Source organism: endosymbiont of Galathealinum brachiosum (genome assembly GCA_003349885.1).
In the GTDB taxonomy this organism is placed as follows: Bacteria; Pseudomonadota; Gammaproteobacteria; order SZUA-229; family SZUA-229; genus SZUA-229.
Genome location: QFXC01000011.1, coordinates 347,731 through 363,833, shown reverse-complemented (window position 1 = coordinate 363,833; position 16,103 = coordinate 347,731). Strand labels below are relative to the sequence as shown.

At 39.9% G+C, this 16,103-nt stretch carries 12 protein-coding genes; 4 read left to right on the top strand and 8 right to left on the bottom strand.

Going from position 1 to position 16,103, the window contains the following annotated elements; translation table 11 throughout:
• Window positions 1-8: 8 nt before the first annotated feature.
• Window positions 9-1,670: a ubiquinone biosynthesis regulatory protein kinase UbiB gene (locus tag DIZ80_10000; protein RDH82608.1), complete on the top strand. Its 1,662-nt coding sequence runs from the start codon at window positions 9-11 to the stop codon at window positions 1,668-1,670.
• Window positions 1,613-4,498, top strand: coding sequence for a hypothetical protein (locus DIZ80_09995; GenBank protein RDH82607.1), 2,886 nt, complete (start codon window positions 1,613-1,615; stop codon window positions 4,496-4,498). Before DIZ80_10000 ends, DIZ80_09995 begins: the two co-directional genes overlap by 58 nt.
• Before the next feature lie 8 nt (window positions 4,499-4,506).
• Here the strand turns inward: DIZ80_09995 and DIZ80_09990 are convergent, their stop codons facing one another.
• From DIZ80_09990 to DIZ80_09960, 7 genes are all read right to left on the bottom strand, one after another.
• A complete protein-coding gene (locus tag DIZ80_09990) occupies window positions 4,507-4,821 on the bottom strand; it encodes a hypothetical protein (protein RDH82606.1) in 315 nt (104 codons plus the stop codon).
• A gap of 43 nt (window positions 4,822-4,864) precedes the next feature.
• Window positions 4,865-5,632, bottom strand: a complete 768-nt coding sequence (locus DIZ80_09985) for a DNAase (GenBank protein ID RDH82605.1) — start codon at window positions 5,630-5,632, stop codon at window positions 4,865-4,867.
• Entirely contained in the window at window positions 5,629-6,747 is a 1,119-nt protein-coding gene (locus DIZ80_09980; GenBank protein RDH82604.1) for a histidine kinase, read from the bottom strand. The genes DIZ80_09985 and DIZ80_09980 overlap by 4 nt, the downstream gene beginning before the upstream one ends.
• A 103-nt stretch (window positions 6,748-6,850) precedes the next feature.
• Window positions 6,851-7,750, bottom strand: a complete 900-nt coding sequence (locus tag DIZ80_09975) for a phosphoribulokinase (GenBank protein RDH82603.1) — start codon at window positions 7,748-7,750, stop codon at window positions 6,851-6,853.
• A gap of 402 nt (window positions 7,751-8,152) precedes the next feature.
• The gene (locus DIZ80_09970; GenBank protein ID RDH82602.1) at window positions 8,153-9,469 is read right to left on the bottom strand and encodes a sodium:proton antiporter; all 1,317 of its coding nucleotides are present in this window, start codon (window positions 9,467-9,469) and stop codon (window positions 8,153-8,155) included.
• Between the two features lie 170 nt (window positions 9,470-9,639).
• A complete protein-coding gene (locus DIZ80_09965; GenBank protein RDH82601.1) occupies window positions 9,640-10,317 on the bottom strand; it encodes an outer membrane protein OmpW in 678 nt (225 codons plus the stop codon).
• 200 nt (window positions 10,318-10,517) lie between these two features.
• On the bottom strand, window positions 10,518-11,447 hold the full coding sequence (locus DIZ80_09960) for a hypothetical protein (GenBank protein ID RDH82600.1): 930 nt from the start codon (window positions 11,445-11,447) through the stop codon (window positions 10,518-10,520).
• A gap of 286 nt (window positions 11,448-11,733) precedes the next feature.
• Between DIZ80_09960 and DIZ80_09955 the strand changes: the two genes are divergently transcribed.
• On the top strand, window positions 11,734-13,728 hold the full coding sequence (locus DIZ80_09955; GenBank protein ID RDH82599.1) for an SLC13 family permease: 1,995 nt from the start codon (window positions 11,734-11,736) through the stop codon (window positions 13,726-13,728).
• Window positions 13,729-13,866: 138 nt separating this feature from the next.
• Complete coding sequence (locus DIZ80_09950; GenBank protein RDH82598.1) at window positions 13,867-15,297, top strand: sodium:proton antiporter; 1,431 nt, start codon at window positions 13,867-13,869, stop codon at window positions 15,295-15,297.
• Window positions 15,298-15,388: 91 nt separating this feature from the next.
• Here DIZ80_09950 and DIZ80_09945 read toward each other — a convergent pair whose 3' ends face one another.
• Complete coding sequence (locus DIZ80_09945) at window positions 15,389-16,072, bottom strand: tRNA (guanosine(46)-N7)-methyltransferase TrmB (protein RDH82597.1); 684 nt, start codon at window positions 16,070-16,072, stop codon at window positions 15,389-15,391.
• Window positions 16,073-16,103: the final 31 nt, after the last annotated feature.

Sequence of the window (16,103 nt, the reverse complement as noted above, 5' to 3'; positions counted from 1 at the left end):
GTTATAAAATGTTACAAGTAAGGCAATTATTGCGATTATTGTATATTAACTATGTTCTGGCTAAGCATGGACTCGATGATATTATTTTTGAAATACATTTGTTTCGCCCGTTCAGGTTTTTAATATATTTAATGCCCTGGAACTGGATAGCAAGAAATCGTGCACCAAGAGGGCAGAGAATAAGAGAGGCGCTTGAAGATTTAGGGCCGATATTTATTAAATTTGGACAAATGCTCTCCACACGAAAAGATTTGTTACCAGAGGATATTGCAGAAGAATTAACTGCTCTGCAGGATAGAGTACCGCCATTTGACGGTGATTTGGCGCAGCAACTAATAGAAAAAGCATATGGTACGAGTATTGACGAATATTTTGATGAATTTAATACAACACCACTCGCATCTGCTTCAATAGCACAGGTACATACTGCAAAATTAAAAGACGGAAAAGAAATCGTCGTTAAAGTTTTACGCCCAAATATTCAGCCGGTTATAAAACGGGATATCGCGTTACTGTTTATAATTGCCAAACTGGCTGAACGATATTCAAAAGATGCCAGACGTTTGCGTGCGATTGAGATTGTGCAGGAATATGAAAAAACGATTCTTGATGAATTAGATCTGATGCGCGAAGCGGCTAATGCAAGCCAGCTTAGAAGGAATTTTGAAAATAGTAAGCAACTGTATATTCCTGAAGTTTACTGGGATTATACGCGTCGCAATGTCATGGTTATGGAGCGTATTCATGGCGAGCCGATGGCAAACATTGAAAAAATGAAAGCTGCGGGTGTCAATATGCAGCGGTTGTCAGAACTGGGTGTTGAAATATTCTTTACACAGGTTTTTAGTCATAATTTTTTTCATGCTGATATGCATCCGGGCAATCTGTTTGTTGATATGTCTGATCTGGGTAATCCAGAGTACATTGCGGTTGATTTCGGTATTGTTGGAACACTTAGTCCGAAAGATCAGCGTTATCTAGCTGAAAATTTTCTTGCATTTTTTAAACGCGATTATAATCGCGTTGCGCAACTCCATGTTGATTCTGGATGGGTGCCTGCAGGCACAAGAGTGGATGAGTTCGAGTCTGCAATACGTAGTGTCTGTGAACCTATATTTGAAAAACCATTAAAAGATATTTCATTTGGTCAGTTATTATTAAGGTTATTTCAGACTGCACGTCGTTTTAATATGGAGGTTCAGCCACAGCTTGTATTGTTGCAGAAAACATTATTAAACATAGAAGGTCTGGGCCGGCAGATATACCCTGATCTTGATCTATGGCAAACGGCAAAACCATTTTTAGAAAAGTGGATGAATGAACAGGTAGGAGTAAAGTCGTTATTGAAAGGATTTAAAAAGAATCTGCCTTACATTGCTGAAAAAATGCCTGATATGCCAGAGTTGTTATTTGATGCAGTAAAGAAAATAGCTGAAGGTGAAAACCATCAACAACAGGCTGAAGCATTTAGAGAGTTAAATAAAAATATTGAAAGTAACCATAAAAAATTATCCTATGTATTAATAGGGGTGTCAGGTTTAATAATGGCGACAATTTTATCAGGACAAACGGTTAATATAGAGTATCAGGTATTGCATGTTCCTGTTATGAGTTGGTTGTCTGCTGGAATTGGCAGTGTTTTTATCTGGATAGGCCTGAAAAGATTTTAAGGAAGCCGTTAATTATAAAAATTATTAGTCTATTTTTTATAGTTCTATTTGCTTCAACTGCACATGCGGTTGACCCGCGCCTTAATTGGAAAACATTAAGTTCTCCAAATTTCAATATTCATTATGCTGAAGGTTATGAAGGCCTTGCACAAAAAACTGTTAATTCTGCTGAGCAAGCTCACGCAAAACTTCACCCCGTCATTAACTGGCAGCCTGATGAAAGAACACACATTGTTATAAGTGATGAAACTGACTCTGCAAATGGTTTCGCGACTCCGATTCATTTTAATCGAAGCGTGCTTTTTTTAGCGCCGCCTGAGTCAGCAACTAGCCTGGAAGACTTTGATGACTGGTTGGAAACGCTGATAACGCATGAATATACACATATATTACATTTGGATAAAACAGATGGTGGTGCAGAATATTTACGTAATATTTTTGGACGTCAATTCTTGTTGTTCCCAAATATGTATCAACCGGGCTGGTTTATAGAAGGGCTGGCTACATATCATGAAACTGATGTTTTAAAAGGCATAGGGAGGGGGCAGAGTAGTTTGTTCAAAATGATGATGCGCATTGAGGTTGAAAATGGAGTTAAACCGGCAAGTCAGATTAATTTACCGATTCGTAGCTGGCCTATGGGGACAAGTTCCTATTTATATGGAGTGCATTTTTATCAATATGTAGAACAGACTTATGGGCGTCAGGGAATCGATAATTTAATAGAAAATTACAGCGATAATATCATCCCGTTTATGATTAATAGCAATTCAGAGCAGGTATTTAATAAAAACATTGATCAACTGTGGCATGATTTTTCTATATGGTTAAATGAACGTTATTTACCAGAAATTGAAGAGTATAAAAACAAAGGGCTGGTTGAGGGTTCTCAGCTGACTTTTACAGGATATAACACTGGGCCTGTTGATGTTAGCAATAAAGAGAATATATTTTATATTTCTGCAGGGGCATTTGAGCATGCAGAGTTAAAACGTTTGACTGATAGTGATGCCATATCAATTACAGATGTTCATCGTGATGCCAAATTAGACAATCATCCAGTGTCAGGAACATTAATAACGCAAAATGAATACTGTGATGAATACAATATAAATAGTGATATTTACATTGTTGAAAATGGTAGCGATGAACTTAAGCGAATAACGCAATGTGGTAGGTATCGTTCAGCCAGTTGGTCGGCTGACGGAGAATCAATTGTTGCAGTTAAACTGGATAAAGCAAAAAGCCAGCTTGTGTTGCTAAATAAGCGAGGTGAAATAATAAAACATTTATGGAAGGGCAATGATACGGATATTGTTACGCAATTAAAATGCTCACCATCGGGTGATTATATTGTTGCAGCAGTTTTTAGAAAAGATAAAGGCTGGAATATAGAAGAGTTAGATTTAAAAACGCTGCGATGGACGATGATTACAGATGATCGCAGTATTGATATGTATCCATCATATAGTGAAAATGGCGATGTGATTTTGTTTAGTTCTGAAAAGAGCGGACGTTATCAGATATATCGTTATTATAAAAATAATAAACAACTAGATCAATTGACGCGAGTTTCTACGGGTGCATTTGAATCAGCTCAATTGAACGAAGGCTCATCTTTGTATTATGTCGGATATAATGAAAATGGTCGTGATATATATAAATTAGAAAATGTTAAATCATTATCGGAAGAAAATAAAAAGCCTGCAGAAGATTTTCGAAATGTCGAAGCCGCCGCTTTTGTTGAAACAGAGGATGCTGAAGGCTATTCTGCTTTATCCAGTTTGCATCCTCGTTGGTGGTTGCCCTTTATATCATTAAACGAAGATCGAAATGAAATTGGAATAACAACGTCAGGCAATGATGCACTGGGTATTCATAATTATTTTTCAAATATAGCATATGACACCACTAACGAATGGTTAGTTGGAAATATAAGTTATGCATATGCAAATCGATTTTCAATTGGATATCAACGAAGCACAAATATATTAAGAGACAGTGCGGGAGATTTCGCGGTTGCAAGAAATACAGATGACATTTTTCTGTCGATGGGAGTTAGTGATCCGGGAGTTGATAGCAGTATACGTTATCAATTCGGTGTTCTGGTAAACCGTTCTACAGATGGGGAGCGTGCGGTCAGTGTGCCTGAGCAAATTGATACGAAAGATAATCTAATTGGTGGGGCAGTTATATTTAGTAATACAAAAAATTATATTCGTTCAATTAGTCAAAATGACGGGCGCAATTTACGACTTTTAGCTGAAAGCTCCGAAGTGTTTGAGAGTGATTTTAGTGGAGAGGTTTATACCCTGGACTGGCGTGAGTTTTTGAATTTAGGGCATCAACATGTATTAGCAATGAGACTGACACAGGGGTGGGGGACGGATAGGCCAGAGTCATTTCGTTTAGGTGGTGAAGATAATGAGGTTGGCATACTGGATTTTATTAACCCTGTTTCTGAACCGCTTTTTGGCAAACGAAATTATGCATTAAGAGGGTATGCAGAAGGTTTGCCGCAGTTATCGGGTCGTAGAATGCAGTTGGCAACAGTAGAGTGGCGCTTTCCTGGTGCATTGACAGAGCGTGGTTTAATGTCGCCTCCAGTTGGCTTGATTCAATGGTCTGGTAGTTTATTTGCGGAGACGGGAGCTGCATATGAGAGCTCCTCTCCAGATGATTATTTCTCAAGTGCAGGAATAGAGTTACAGGCAGATGTAAATTTATTTTACGGGCTTACAACTAGAATGCGTTTGGGGTTTGCAAGTGGTTTTGATGAGCTGATTGGAGAAAACCGTGTGTATTTTAATTTGGGTGCTTCGTTTTAATTCAGTTCTCAATCTTTTTTCATAAACTCTTCATATCTAAGCGCTTCTGTTGAGCTAAAAACTTTTTCATAATTTTTCATATTGCTTTCCAGCATGCGTTGAAACTCAGCGGTGAAAAAATCGATGCCCTGTTTCTGTTTGCCCTGAAAATCTTCCAGATTGCGCGCGCTAGATGCCGCAACATATGCACAAAAACGTGATGCGGCATACATGAATGAAGTGTTAACGATATTTTTGTCCTGCGTTTCGGCCTGCTCGTTGGCTATGTTTATGTATGTGTCGGCTAACTTGCGTAGTAATTGGTCCTGATCGGCATTAGACATATTGGCTTCCTGAAATAATAATCTGTAAAATATTAGATTGGTATTATACAGCTGGTAAATTAAATAATTCACATGAATTTTTAGATGTAATATTGGATATTATTTCGTCACTGGTATTGTGTAACTTTGCTATATTGTGAATAACCTCCAATATAAACAGAGGTTCATTTCTTCTTTCTTTAGCATTTGCTACTGGCTGGTCTGGCGCATCAGTTTCAACCAGAATTGCTTCGAGTGGCAATTGTTGTACCAGTTTGCGTAGTCGACTGGATTTTTCATAGGTAACCGGTCCACCAAAACTTAGATAAAAACCAAGTTTTATTAACTGTAAGGCCTGTTCATAACTACCTGAATAACTATGTATCATGCCACGTAATCCTGGGCGTTGCTTTATGGCTTTAATGACTGATTCAGTTGACTTCCTGGCATGAATAACAACAGGAAGATTATAATCAAGCGCGATATCAAGCTGCTTTTCAAAATAATATGTCTGTAATTGCAGATCTAAATTTTTTAGAAAAAAATCCAGCCCGCATTCTCCTATCGCTACAGGTTTGTTTATTTCAATCCAGCTTATTAAATCGTCTATATCTGATTTCTGATGTTTATTGATAAAGTAGGGGTGAAGCCCATAACAGGGGTATAATCCTGAATACTCTTCACAGCATGATTTTATTTTATTCCAGTTGTTTTTCGTCACGCCCGGAACAATAATTTTATTTATATTTTCAGCTGTTGCACGATTAATAACCTGTTCTCGGTCATTATCAAAATCTTCAAAATCAATATGGCAGTGACTATCTATAATCATATAAATAATGTGAGCACACCAGTGAAACCATATAATAAATTTTTATGTATTTCACCATTAGCAAAGAACCCCACCAGTGGAAAATCGCCAAGCACAGAGTGAATAAGGCGTACTTCTTCTGAGTTAGAACCAAACTGTTCACGACCTCTACCAAGACAGGAAATATAAACGGCACCTTTTATTGGTGTATTAAGGCGAGACTTAAGTTGTAATAACATGCGTTGCATATCTTCATGTGCCGAGTTGCCATCACGACGACAAAAAATAATTTCCTGATTATTTTGTATATAGTCGGCGATAGCTATTATTTTATTATCTGGATCAACACCAATTAACTGGCGAATGGTGTAGTCATCTGTATCTGAATTTTTATTTACTAGACCGGCAAAGATATAATCTGATGCCTGTTCCCAGTCACGGGCAATGACTTCGCCCGTGTCATTTGTGAGAATTTCCAGCGCTGGTTTATTGTCCAGCATATAAACTATGTTTTTCTCACTATCAGTTACCCTATGTCTTGGCCCAATGGGGGTGCAGCCCTGAGAAAGGTTGCTGAGTACCGGAATTTGTTGTGAAAATAAAACCCCGCTAATGCCGCCGTGTAATGCTTTGTTAGCAAACTGAACTGTGCGACTGTGTGAGGAGCTGATTCCACCGACTAAAAAAGCCCCCGGGATATCTTGTCCTAACTGATGTATTAGTGGCTGTACACCGGGGTTTTCAGGGTCGCCGTGAATCAGTCCCACATTAAAATCATTATTATTACACCAGTTTAAAAGTTCACCGGTAAGTGCAGATGTGTTTTCTGTGAAATTGGGCAGTATATGAAAGTCTGATTCATTAAAGTCAGCGATCATTAAAACTATGGCTTTCTGATCGTAGTATTCCTGCTGAGTTGCAATTAGTCCCATGCCCGAGCTTCCTACCCAATGGGTGAGGCCCGTTCTTTCAATTAGCTGGTTTAATATGTATTCAGCTTCTTCAAGCAGTAGATCACTGAGATATAAAAAGCCAAAGGTTGCCTCAGGCGGTATGTCGCCTAACTGTTTTGTGCATTCGTCGAGTAAGTCCGATGTGGGCTTGTCTGCACTATGTGCTAGCAGAAACTGATTCATCTAGTAAGTGTAGTTGCATATCTGTTGAATAGTTATTTATCGTAAAAATCAAAAAGGGCCGGCATATAGCCGGCCCTTTTTAATCAAGAAAATAGTTAATGAATTAACGTACTTTCTTAGACTTTTCAATCATGTCATGAATAATTGGCGTCAGGATAATTTCCATTGCCAGACCCATTTTTCCACCAGGTACAACAATGGTGTTTCGACGAGACATAAATGAATCACTGATCATATTCAGCAGGTAAGGGAAATCTGTGCCGAATTTTGCAGGGTCTTTAAAGCGAATAACGATAAAGCTTTCGTCGGGTGTTGGGATATCACGAGCGATGAAAGGGTTTGACGTATCAACTGTAGAAACACGCTGGAAGTTAATGTCAGTGTTTGAGAACTGAGGTGTAATGTAATTAACGTAATCTGGCATACGACGTTGAATCGTATCAACAATTACATCAGCAGAATAACCACGTTCCGCATTGTCACGGTGAATTTTCTGAATCCACTCAAGGTTAACAATAGGTACAACACCGATACCCAGATCAACGTGCTGCGCAATATTGTTATTTTCAGTTTTAACCAGGCCATGAAGACCTTCGTAGAACATCAGGTCAGAACCGCTTTCGATATCTTCCCATGGAGTGAACTCACCGGGGGTTTTGTCGATGCCTAAACGGGCATTGTGTTCAACCGCTTCTGGTTCTGAGTGAAGATAGTAGCGTTTTTTGCCTGAACCATCTTTACTGTAAGACTCAAATAATTCAGCTAATTTGCCAAATTCATTGGCATTTTCACCAAAGTGACTAAAGAAACGATTGCCTTCAGCTTCGTGTTTTGCCATTTCAACTTTCATTGCGGCGCGGTCGAAAGCGTGGAAGCTGTCGCCTTCTACAACAACAGGTGTGATATTTTCACGGTGAAAGATATGTTCGAAAGCTTTTTTAACTGTAGATGTGCCTGCACCAGATGAACCGGTAACTGCAACAACAGGATGTTTTTGGGACATGATGTCTCCTTAACTTATTGATATTTAAAATATTTATCACCTGTGTTTATTTTATATACACACAGGTCACTGAAATTCTTTTTAACCTTAATGACTATGAGTATCCCATAGTCAGGTATTTAGCCGGCTATTTTAGCGATTTTTGCCTCAGGGTGCGAATTTTATTGCTAAATAAGTTCGAAGAGTTTGTTTTGGGTTAATTTGTGAACGAAAAAGATACTGTTCAGGCATATCTCCATCGGGGAAAGATCGCTGCTTTTTGGCGCTCTGTACCCTTATTGATACCACCCAAAATTGATAGTTTGATGTGTTGACTCCGGAATGCTTTTGATGGCATCACAACAGGGGTCAGAGCCGTAAAAAGCAGCGATCTGACCCCGATGGAAACGTGCCTGAACGGAGTTAGAACAAACTTGCGTTAATCCACATATGCATTGCAATGCTGGCGAAATAACCCAGCATAATCACCGGTGTCCATTTTAAGTGACCGAAGAATGTATATTTACCTCTGGCCTGACCCATTAATGCTACTCCAGCGGCTGAACCAATGGATAACATGGATCCACCTACGCCTGCAGTAAGGGTGACCAGTAACCATTGGCCTAAGGACATGTCGGGCATCATGGTTAATACTGCAAACATTACCGGTATATTATCGACAATAGCTGAAAGCACACCGACAACGATATTTGCTGGTGTTGCACTCATCTCCGGGCTTAAGTTTAGTGCAGCTCCCCATTCGGTATACATCAGTTCAGATGCCAGTCCCAGGTAACCAATAAAACCCAGGCCACCGACACAGAGTACTACCCCATAGAAAAATAACAGGGTGTCCCACTCGGCACGGGCAACACCATCGAACACATCAAATGGAACAACATCCCCTAGAACGTGTTGCGCTTTTTTATCGTCATGAACAGCAAGTGGATGAACTTTTGTGTGGCTTTTCTTAAGGTAGTAACCAAAGAATTTTAAATAAGCCAGACCGGTTAACATGCCTATAACAGGCGGCAGGTGCAGGAAGTTATGGAAGCTAACAGCGGTGATAATAGTACAGATAAACAGAACAATAATGCGTTTTGCGCCGCGTTTCATGATCACGACATCATCTTCACTATCCGGAAATTCATTGGGGATAGCGAAATGCATAATCGCTGCGGGTATCAACCAGTTCACCAGGGATGGAACGAATAATGCGAAGAAGGACCAGAAATCGACGCTTCCATTGGATGCTTCAATGGATTTTTGCCATACCATCAGTGTTGTAATGTCACCAAAGGGTGAAAAAGCACCACCTGCATTAGCGGCAACAACAATATTAATGGTGCCTATTAATATAAATTTATTGTTGTCCCCTCCAGCAGCCATTACTACAGCGCACATGAGTAAAGCGGTAGTCAGGTTGTCTGCAATAGGTGAAATAAAGAAAGCAAGTACACCGGTAATCCAGAAGAGCTGTCGAAAACCATAACCCTTTTTACATAACCAGGAGCGTAATGCTTCAAATGCCTGACGTTTCTGCATGGCATTTATATAGATCATAGCCACCAGCAGGAAGAGCATGAGCCCGGTGTATTCGAGCAGGTTATGGCGAACCGCAATTTCAGCTTCATGATTAAAACCGTGTGTAGCGTAAACATATGCGATAAGAGCCCAGATAACACCCGCAGCTAATACCACCGGTTTTGATTTTCTCAGGTGTATAAATTCCTCTGCCATAACCAGCGTGTAAGCAAGAAGGAAAATAGCCAGCGCAGTAAATCCGACCCAGTGATTAGTGAGATCGAGCCAGTGCTCAGGTTTGGCAGGTTACATTTAGGTTTTTTGATACTAATAAAAAAGGCGACCATCAGGTCGCCTTTTTAGATAGAGCTTAATCAGGTATAAGATTAAAACTTATAACCCAGACCAACACTAACAACCGTTGGGTTGATGTCTATATCTGACTTTCCTAGAAAGTCATTGTGAGCTTCTGTTTCGATGTTGATATAACGAACATCGGCACTAACAAACCACTTATCATCAAGGTCGTAATCAAAACCGATCTGAGCTGCTAGACCGAAGGAATCATCTATTTCCAGATCTGGTGCCATGGTATTGGCTGGATCTAGACTGTTAACAAGATCGGCAGTTGCCTGAGTAAAGTTATCATTAAAGAATGTTGTGTAGTTCAAACCAATACCCACATAAGGGCGGAACTTCTGTGACGGGTTAAAATAGTATTGAACACTGATAGTAGGTGGTAGTTGCTTAGTTGAGCCTACAAGACCAATGCCATCAACTATGACGTCATGTTCAAAAGGTAGCGCGGCTAATACTTCAAAACCTATGTTGTTACTCATCATATAAACAAAGGTAAAACCTGGTTTTGTGCTGTCTTCTGCTTGTGGAATGACAGTTGGTGCATTTTCAAAACCAGTACTGCTGCTGCTAGGTGTTACCTGAGTTGCAGTAACACGCATAAACATATCACCTTCCTGAATAGCCTGTGCAGAAAATGATGCCGCACCCAGACTCAGGCCAAGAGAAGTTAAAATAGCGATAGATAAAGTTTTTTGTTGTTTCATGGAGCTCACCTGCAATGTAAGTATTATTTGTGGCGGGGAAAGTACCAGATTATTAAATACTAATATTGATATAGAACAGGTTTCTGGTGAGGTATATCCTTTTGTTATGTGTGGTTATAGAAAGTATTGATCTGGGTCAATTTGAATCAGAGAATGACAGGGTATTTCAATGAATAATTAAATAATGGAATTATACAAATTTATGACGATGTAGAGTGTATAGATCGTTGAGTGGTGATCTCTTTTAACATGCCGATAAATGAATCGACTGCTTGAGGGCTCAGATTGGCAATATTATAAGCAATCCATAACGTTCGGTTTATCTGTAAATGACGAATTTTAATTTGGTGCAGGCTGTTACGTTCTAAAAAACTGCTGACCGCAAACTGGGGTAGAAAACTGACCTGCTTGCCTCGCTGTAATATCTCGATAATTGTATCGGTAGAGCCTACTTCCATATCGATATTATCCAGTTTTATGCTTTCGTCATGCATTGTTTTGTCTAGTGTATTTCGAATAGATGATTGAGCCTCGCGTAAAACATAATGTAATGTTTCCAGTTCGGATAATTCAATGGCTTCTTTGCCCCAGAGTGGATGGCCCGGGCCGCAGACGAGTAATAACTCATCTTGCATCCACGGCTCAACTTTTATATTCGGGTGACGGGGTGATTGCTCAAGCAGGGCAATATCAGCCAGACCGGTCGCCAGACGAGTATGGATGCGTCGAGAGTAGCCTAATCGGCTATCAATGCGTAAATCCGGTTGAGAATCAGCAAAGTGCATTAATATGTCGGGTAAAATGTGCTCACCAATTGCAAAAGTTACTTCCAGACGCAGGCGGTTGTGTCCAGTGCGTAATGAGGCCAGGTCATCCAGAAGGCTTTCCTGATGTTGTAGAACCAGTCTGGCATACGCATAAACCTTTTCACCAGCGATAGTTAACTCCAGCTTCCTGCCCTGTTGCTGCATTAACGGTACGCCGTAACATGAGTCTAATGAGCGTAATCGCTTGGTGACCGCGGGTTGGCCTATATAGAGTGCATCAGCGGCACGGTTAACGCTGCCTAACTCAACAACGGCTTTAAGTGTGGCTAAAGATTTATAATCTGGCAGATTGATATATTCCATACAGGAATATTAATACATTTGAATTCAATTGAATAGTGTCTTTAAAAGGTGCATTATCCGGCCTCGCTCATCACGACCCCCTCTCAAATATGCTTTTGAAGGCGCTAATCATTTCCCTACGGGAATATACCTAATAGTCGAGCGATTCTGTCGGATGGTAATACTTAAAGTATGTCCAGACAGAATTAATCTGAATAAGTAATTTTAGATTTGAACGAATAATAATCAGACAGCTTTATATAGAGCTGCCTGATGTAAGAAATTGTAATTTAATTGGAGAAGTATAATGACCGCAATGGCCGATGAGGAAACAAAAATGGCAGTGCCATCTAAGTTTTCGACAAAACAAATGGTAGCAGCTGCAATATTTTTTGCTGCGGCACTGGGCCTGGCTCAGGTAGTACCCAGTATTGAGATAGCCTGGGTAACCGGCATTTTAATGTTAACGATTTATCTTTTTGCATTTGAAGTGGTTGGCGTAGATGTAGCCGCTGTATCCGTTATGGTGTTAATTGGTCTGTCATCTTTGCTTGCACCTGTTATGGGGTTAGAAGAAGGTCTGGTTGATACTAACCATCTATTTGATGGTTTTGCATCAAATGCGGTAATGTCGATTATAGCGGTAATGATAATTGGTGCCGGTTTAGATAAAACTGGTTTAATGTCAAAAGTTGCAGCGTTTATTTTGAAAATTGGCGGCACTTCTGAAACACGTATTATTCCAATAATCTCTTCTACCGTTGGTATTATTTCTTCGTTTATGCAAAACGTAGGTGCAGCAGCATTATTCTTACCTGTTGTATCTCGTATCTCAGCACGTTCCGGTCTACCTATGTCACGTTTATTAATGCCTATGGGATTCTGTGCGATTCTGGGCGGTACTGTGACAATGGTTGGTTCAAGTCCATTGATTTTATTAAACGATTTGATTCTGGCATCTAATCAGGCATTACCTGCTGATCAGCAAATGGAAACATGGGGTTTATTTTCTGTAACACCTGTTGGCCTGGCATTAGTACTTACAGGTATTCTTTATTTCGTTATTGCAGGTCGTTTTGTATTACCGGCAACGAAAAGTGAAAGTTCAACGTCTGGTTCTGATCCGTTAAAATATATTCAAAATGTTTATGGTGTTAACTACTCGCTTTCTGAAGTCGTTGTAACAGAAGAGAGTTTGTTTATTGGTCATACACTGGATGACATAGAATCAACCCATATGTTACGTATTATTGCGAGTAAGCAAACTGGTGATGACCTTCGTTTTGGCCCTGGTTCTATTGCACGTGATACAGAAATTTCTGCTGGCATGGTATTGGGCATTATCGCAGAGCCTAATCATCTTGCTCGTTTGGCAGAAGGTTATAATCTTAAAATACGTGATGAGCTGCGTACATTTTCTGAGTCTTTAGCGGCAACTAAATCGGGTGTTGCTGAAGTTGTAATTCCACCGGGCTCTTCATTAATTGGTAAAAGTGCACGTGATGTCTGGATGCGTAAAACTTACGGATTAGCGTTAATTGGTTTACACCGCGATGGGGAAACTAAACGTGAAGGTGACGATATTCGTAATATGCCTTTTGTTGCCGGTGATACATTAGTTGTTCATACGGCGTGGGATTCTTTACAGCGTATTGAAAAAGATCGTGATTTTGTTGTAGTAACCACTGAGTACCCACGAGAAGAAGCACGTCCACAAAAACTGGCGCCAGCATTATTGTTTTTTGGTATTGCACTTGGTCTGGTTTTATTTACTGACTTACGTTTATCTGTTGCACTATTAACCGGTGCAGTTGGCATGATTCTGTCGGGGGTTTTAAAAGTTGAAGAAGCCTATGAAGCCGTAAGCTGGAAAACGGTATTCCTGTTAGCTTCATTAATACCTTTAGGTGTTGCAGTTGAAACATCGGGCACGGCAAAATGGATTGCTGAACAGACATTGTCTGTAATGGGTGATGATCCTTCTGTCTGGATGGTTCAGTTAATAATTGCTGTTCTTGCGACATTCTTTACATTGGTAATGTCGAATGTCGGTGCAACTGTTTTACTGGTTCCTTTAGCAGTTAATATGGCATTGCAAATTCCAGGAGCTAATCCTGCGGTGTTCGCTTTAACTGTCGCGATTGCAACATCAAATTCATTCCTTATTCCTACGCATCAGGTGAATGCATTAATCATGGGTCCAGCGGGTTACCGTGTACCTGATTTCATGAAAGCGGGTGGTGTTATGACCATACTGTTCCTGGTTGTAATGATGGTTATGATGAATGTAGTGTTTGGTTAAGTTAGAAACCCCGTTATTTTTCGCGAGTTAGAATTTATTCCGTACTGGTTTTATAGGAGTAAGTTTTAGTTTGCGATCAGGGTTAAAGAAATATTGAAAAATTTATAAGATTAAAGTTAAAAAATTAGAGTAAAAAACATGAACATTCTAAAAAACAAATCCAGTATTTTGGTGGGGCTTATGACCCTGTTGTTTTCTGGTGCACTATTTGCGAGTGAAGGCGCTAAAGGCTGGGGTGATATGACAACCAGTTCATTGGGTTATTTTTCATTAGCACTTTTCGGTATTGCATATATTTTTGTAATGGCTGAAGAATTTACACACCTTAGAAAATCAAAGCCGGTTATTCTGGCTGCAGGTATTATCTGGGGTAGTATTGGTTGGGTCGCTGGACAAAACGGCATGTCTGTAGAAGCAGAGCATGCGGTTCGACATAATCTTTTAGAATATGCGGAACTAATGTTGTTTCTTTTAGTTGCAATGACGTATGTGAACTCGATGGAAGAGCGTAAAGTGTTTGATGCACTGCGTGCCTGGTTGGTAAAAAGTGGTTTTGGATTTAGAGCGCTTTTCTGGATTACCGGTATTCTTGCGTTCTTCATATCACCTATTGCAGATAACTTAACAACGGCATTATTAATGTGTGCAGTTATTATGGCTGTGGGTGGTGATAACACCAAGTTTGTTAGTATCGGGTGTATTAATATTGTTGTTGCGGCTAATGCCGGTGGTGCGTTCTCTCCATTTGGTGATATTACAACACTGATGGTATGGCAAAAAGGTATGGTTGAATTCTGGACGTTTTTTGCTTTATTTATTCCATCAGCGGTTAACTTCCTTGTGCCCGCAGCGATTATGCATTTTGCCATTCCAAATGTTAAACCTGAAGCATCAGGTGAAGAAGTGCAAATGCAACGTGGTGCCAAACGCATTATCTTATTGTTCTTTATGACAATTGGTACAGCAGTCTCATTCCATAACTTTCTGCACATGCCACCAGTTGTTGGTATGTTAACCGGTTTAGCTTATTTACAGCTATTTGGTTTCTTCCTGAAGAAAACAGCACACCGTGATAACGTTAAACCAGATAACGTTGAGTCAGATGCGAACATGGGTAGCCCTGCGGCATTTGATGTATTCAGTCCGGTTGCAAGAGCAGAGTGGGATACCTTATTCTTCTTCTACGGTGTTGTTTTATGTGTTGGTGGTTTAGGTTTTCTTGGTTACTTAAGTCTGGCATCAGAACTAATGTACAATCAGTGGGGGCCAACTTCAGCTAATATCGTAGTAGGTGTTCTTTCTGCAATAGTTGATAATATTCCTGTGATGTTTGCGGTATTAACTATGAATCCAGACATGTCAATTGGTCAGTGGTTGCTGGTAACATTAACCGCGGGTGTAGGTGGTTCGTTGTTATCTATTGGCTCGGCTGCCGGTGTTGCATTAATGGGGCAGGCGCGTGGTAAATATACCTTCTTTGGTCACCTGAAGTGGACGCCAGCAATTGCATTAGGTTATGCCGCTAGTATCTATGTTCACATGTTAGTTAATGAGTCTTACTTTACTTAAGTATTAAGTTAAGTTATTCAAAAAAAGCCGACTTATTTAGTCGGCTTTTTTGTTTGTGAAATAAAATTTTTAAAATATAGCAGATGAGTTTTTATTTTTTTTGAAACAATAAATCCCAGACGCCGTGCCCTAAGCGATGTCCTCGTTTTTCAAATTTTGTTGTAGGTCTTTCTTCAGGTTTCGGAACATATGTATTGTCGTCTGATAAGTTATTAAATAAATCACAGTCATTTAAAGTACTGAGCATATGTTTTGCGTAATGTTCCCAGTCGGTTGCAAGATGAAATATGCCATCAGGTTTTAATATTCTGGCAACCTGATTTATAAATTTTTCCTGAACAATGCGTCGTTTGTTGTGCTTTTTCTTGTGCCAGGGGTCAGGAAAAAAGAGCTGTAAACGGTCAATACTATTATCGGGTATCTGGTGTTCGAGAACATCTATAGCGTCATGGTTTGAAACACGTATATTTTTACAGTCAGTCTGCTCGACCAAACGTAATAAATGGCCGACACCGGGCCGATGAACTTCAATTCCAAAATAGTTTTTTTCTGGTTGTGCCTGTGCCATTTGCCAGAGCGAGTCACCATTACCAAAACCAATTTCCAGAATAACGTCAGCTTCATTGTCAAACAGGGTTGTGAAATTCAACTTTTCTTCCGAATAGTTAATACCAAATTCAGGCCATTGAGTATCGATAGCGAGCTGTTGACCAGTGGTTAAACGGCCTTCTCGTTTTACAAAGCTGTGTATTGTACGAATGTGTTGAGTTTTCATGTGTTGAAGTGGGCCGGCACGGATGCCGGCT

Bases quoted from the DNA above. Each gene is read 5' to 3' on its own strand.
- DIZ80_10000 (RDH82608.1), top strand. From the start codon at position 9: ATGTTACAAGTAAGGCAATTATTGCGATTATTGTATATTAACTATGTT.
- DIZ80_09990 (RDH82606.1), bottom strand. From the start codon at position 4,821: ATGTCTAATGCCGATCAGGACCAATTACTACGCAAGTTAGCCGACACA.
- DIZ80_09985 (RDH82605.1), bottom strand. From the start codon at position 5,632: ATGATTATAGATAGTCACTGCCATATTGATTTTGAAGATTTTGATAAT.
- DIZ80_09980 (RDH82604.1), bottom strand. From the start codon at position 6,747: ATGAATCAGTTTCTGCTAGCACATAGTGCAGACAAGCCCACATCGGAC.
- DIZ80_09975 (RDH82603.1), bottom strand. From the start codon at position 7,750: ATGTCCCAAAAACATCCTGTTGTTGCAGTTACCGGTTCATCTGGTGCA.
- DIZ80_09970 (RDH82602.1), bottom strand. From the start codon at position 9,469: ATGGCAGAGGAATTTATACACCTGAGAAAATCAAAACCGGTGGTATTA.
- DIZ80_09965 (RDH82601.1), bottom strand. From the start codon at position 10,317: ATGAAACAACAAAAAACTTTATCTATCGCTATTTTAACTTCTCTTGGC.
- DIZ80_09960 (RDH82600.1), bottom strand. From the start codon at position 11,447: ATGGAATATATCAATCTGCCAGATTATAAATCTTTAGCCACACTTAAA.
- DIZ80_09955 (RDH82599.1), top strand. From the start codon at position 11,734: ATGACCGCAATGGCCGATGAGGAAACAAAAATGGCAGTGCCATCTAAG.
- DIZ80_09950 (RDH82598.1), top strand. From the start codon at position 13,867: ATGAACATTCTAAAAAACAAATCCAGTATTTTGGTGGGGCTTATGACC.
- DIZ80_09945 (RDH82597.1), bottom strand. From the start codon at position 16,072: ATGAAAACTCAACACATTCGTACAATACACAGCTTTGTAAAACGAGAA.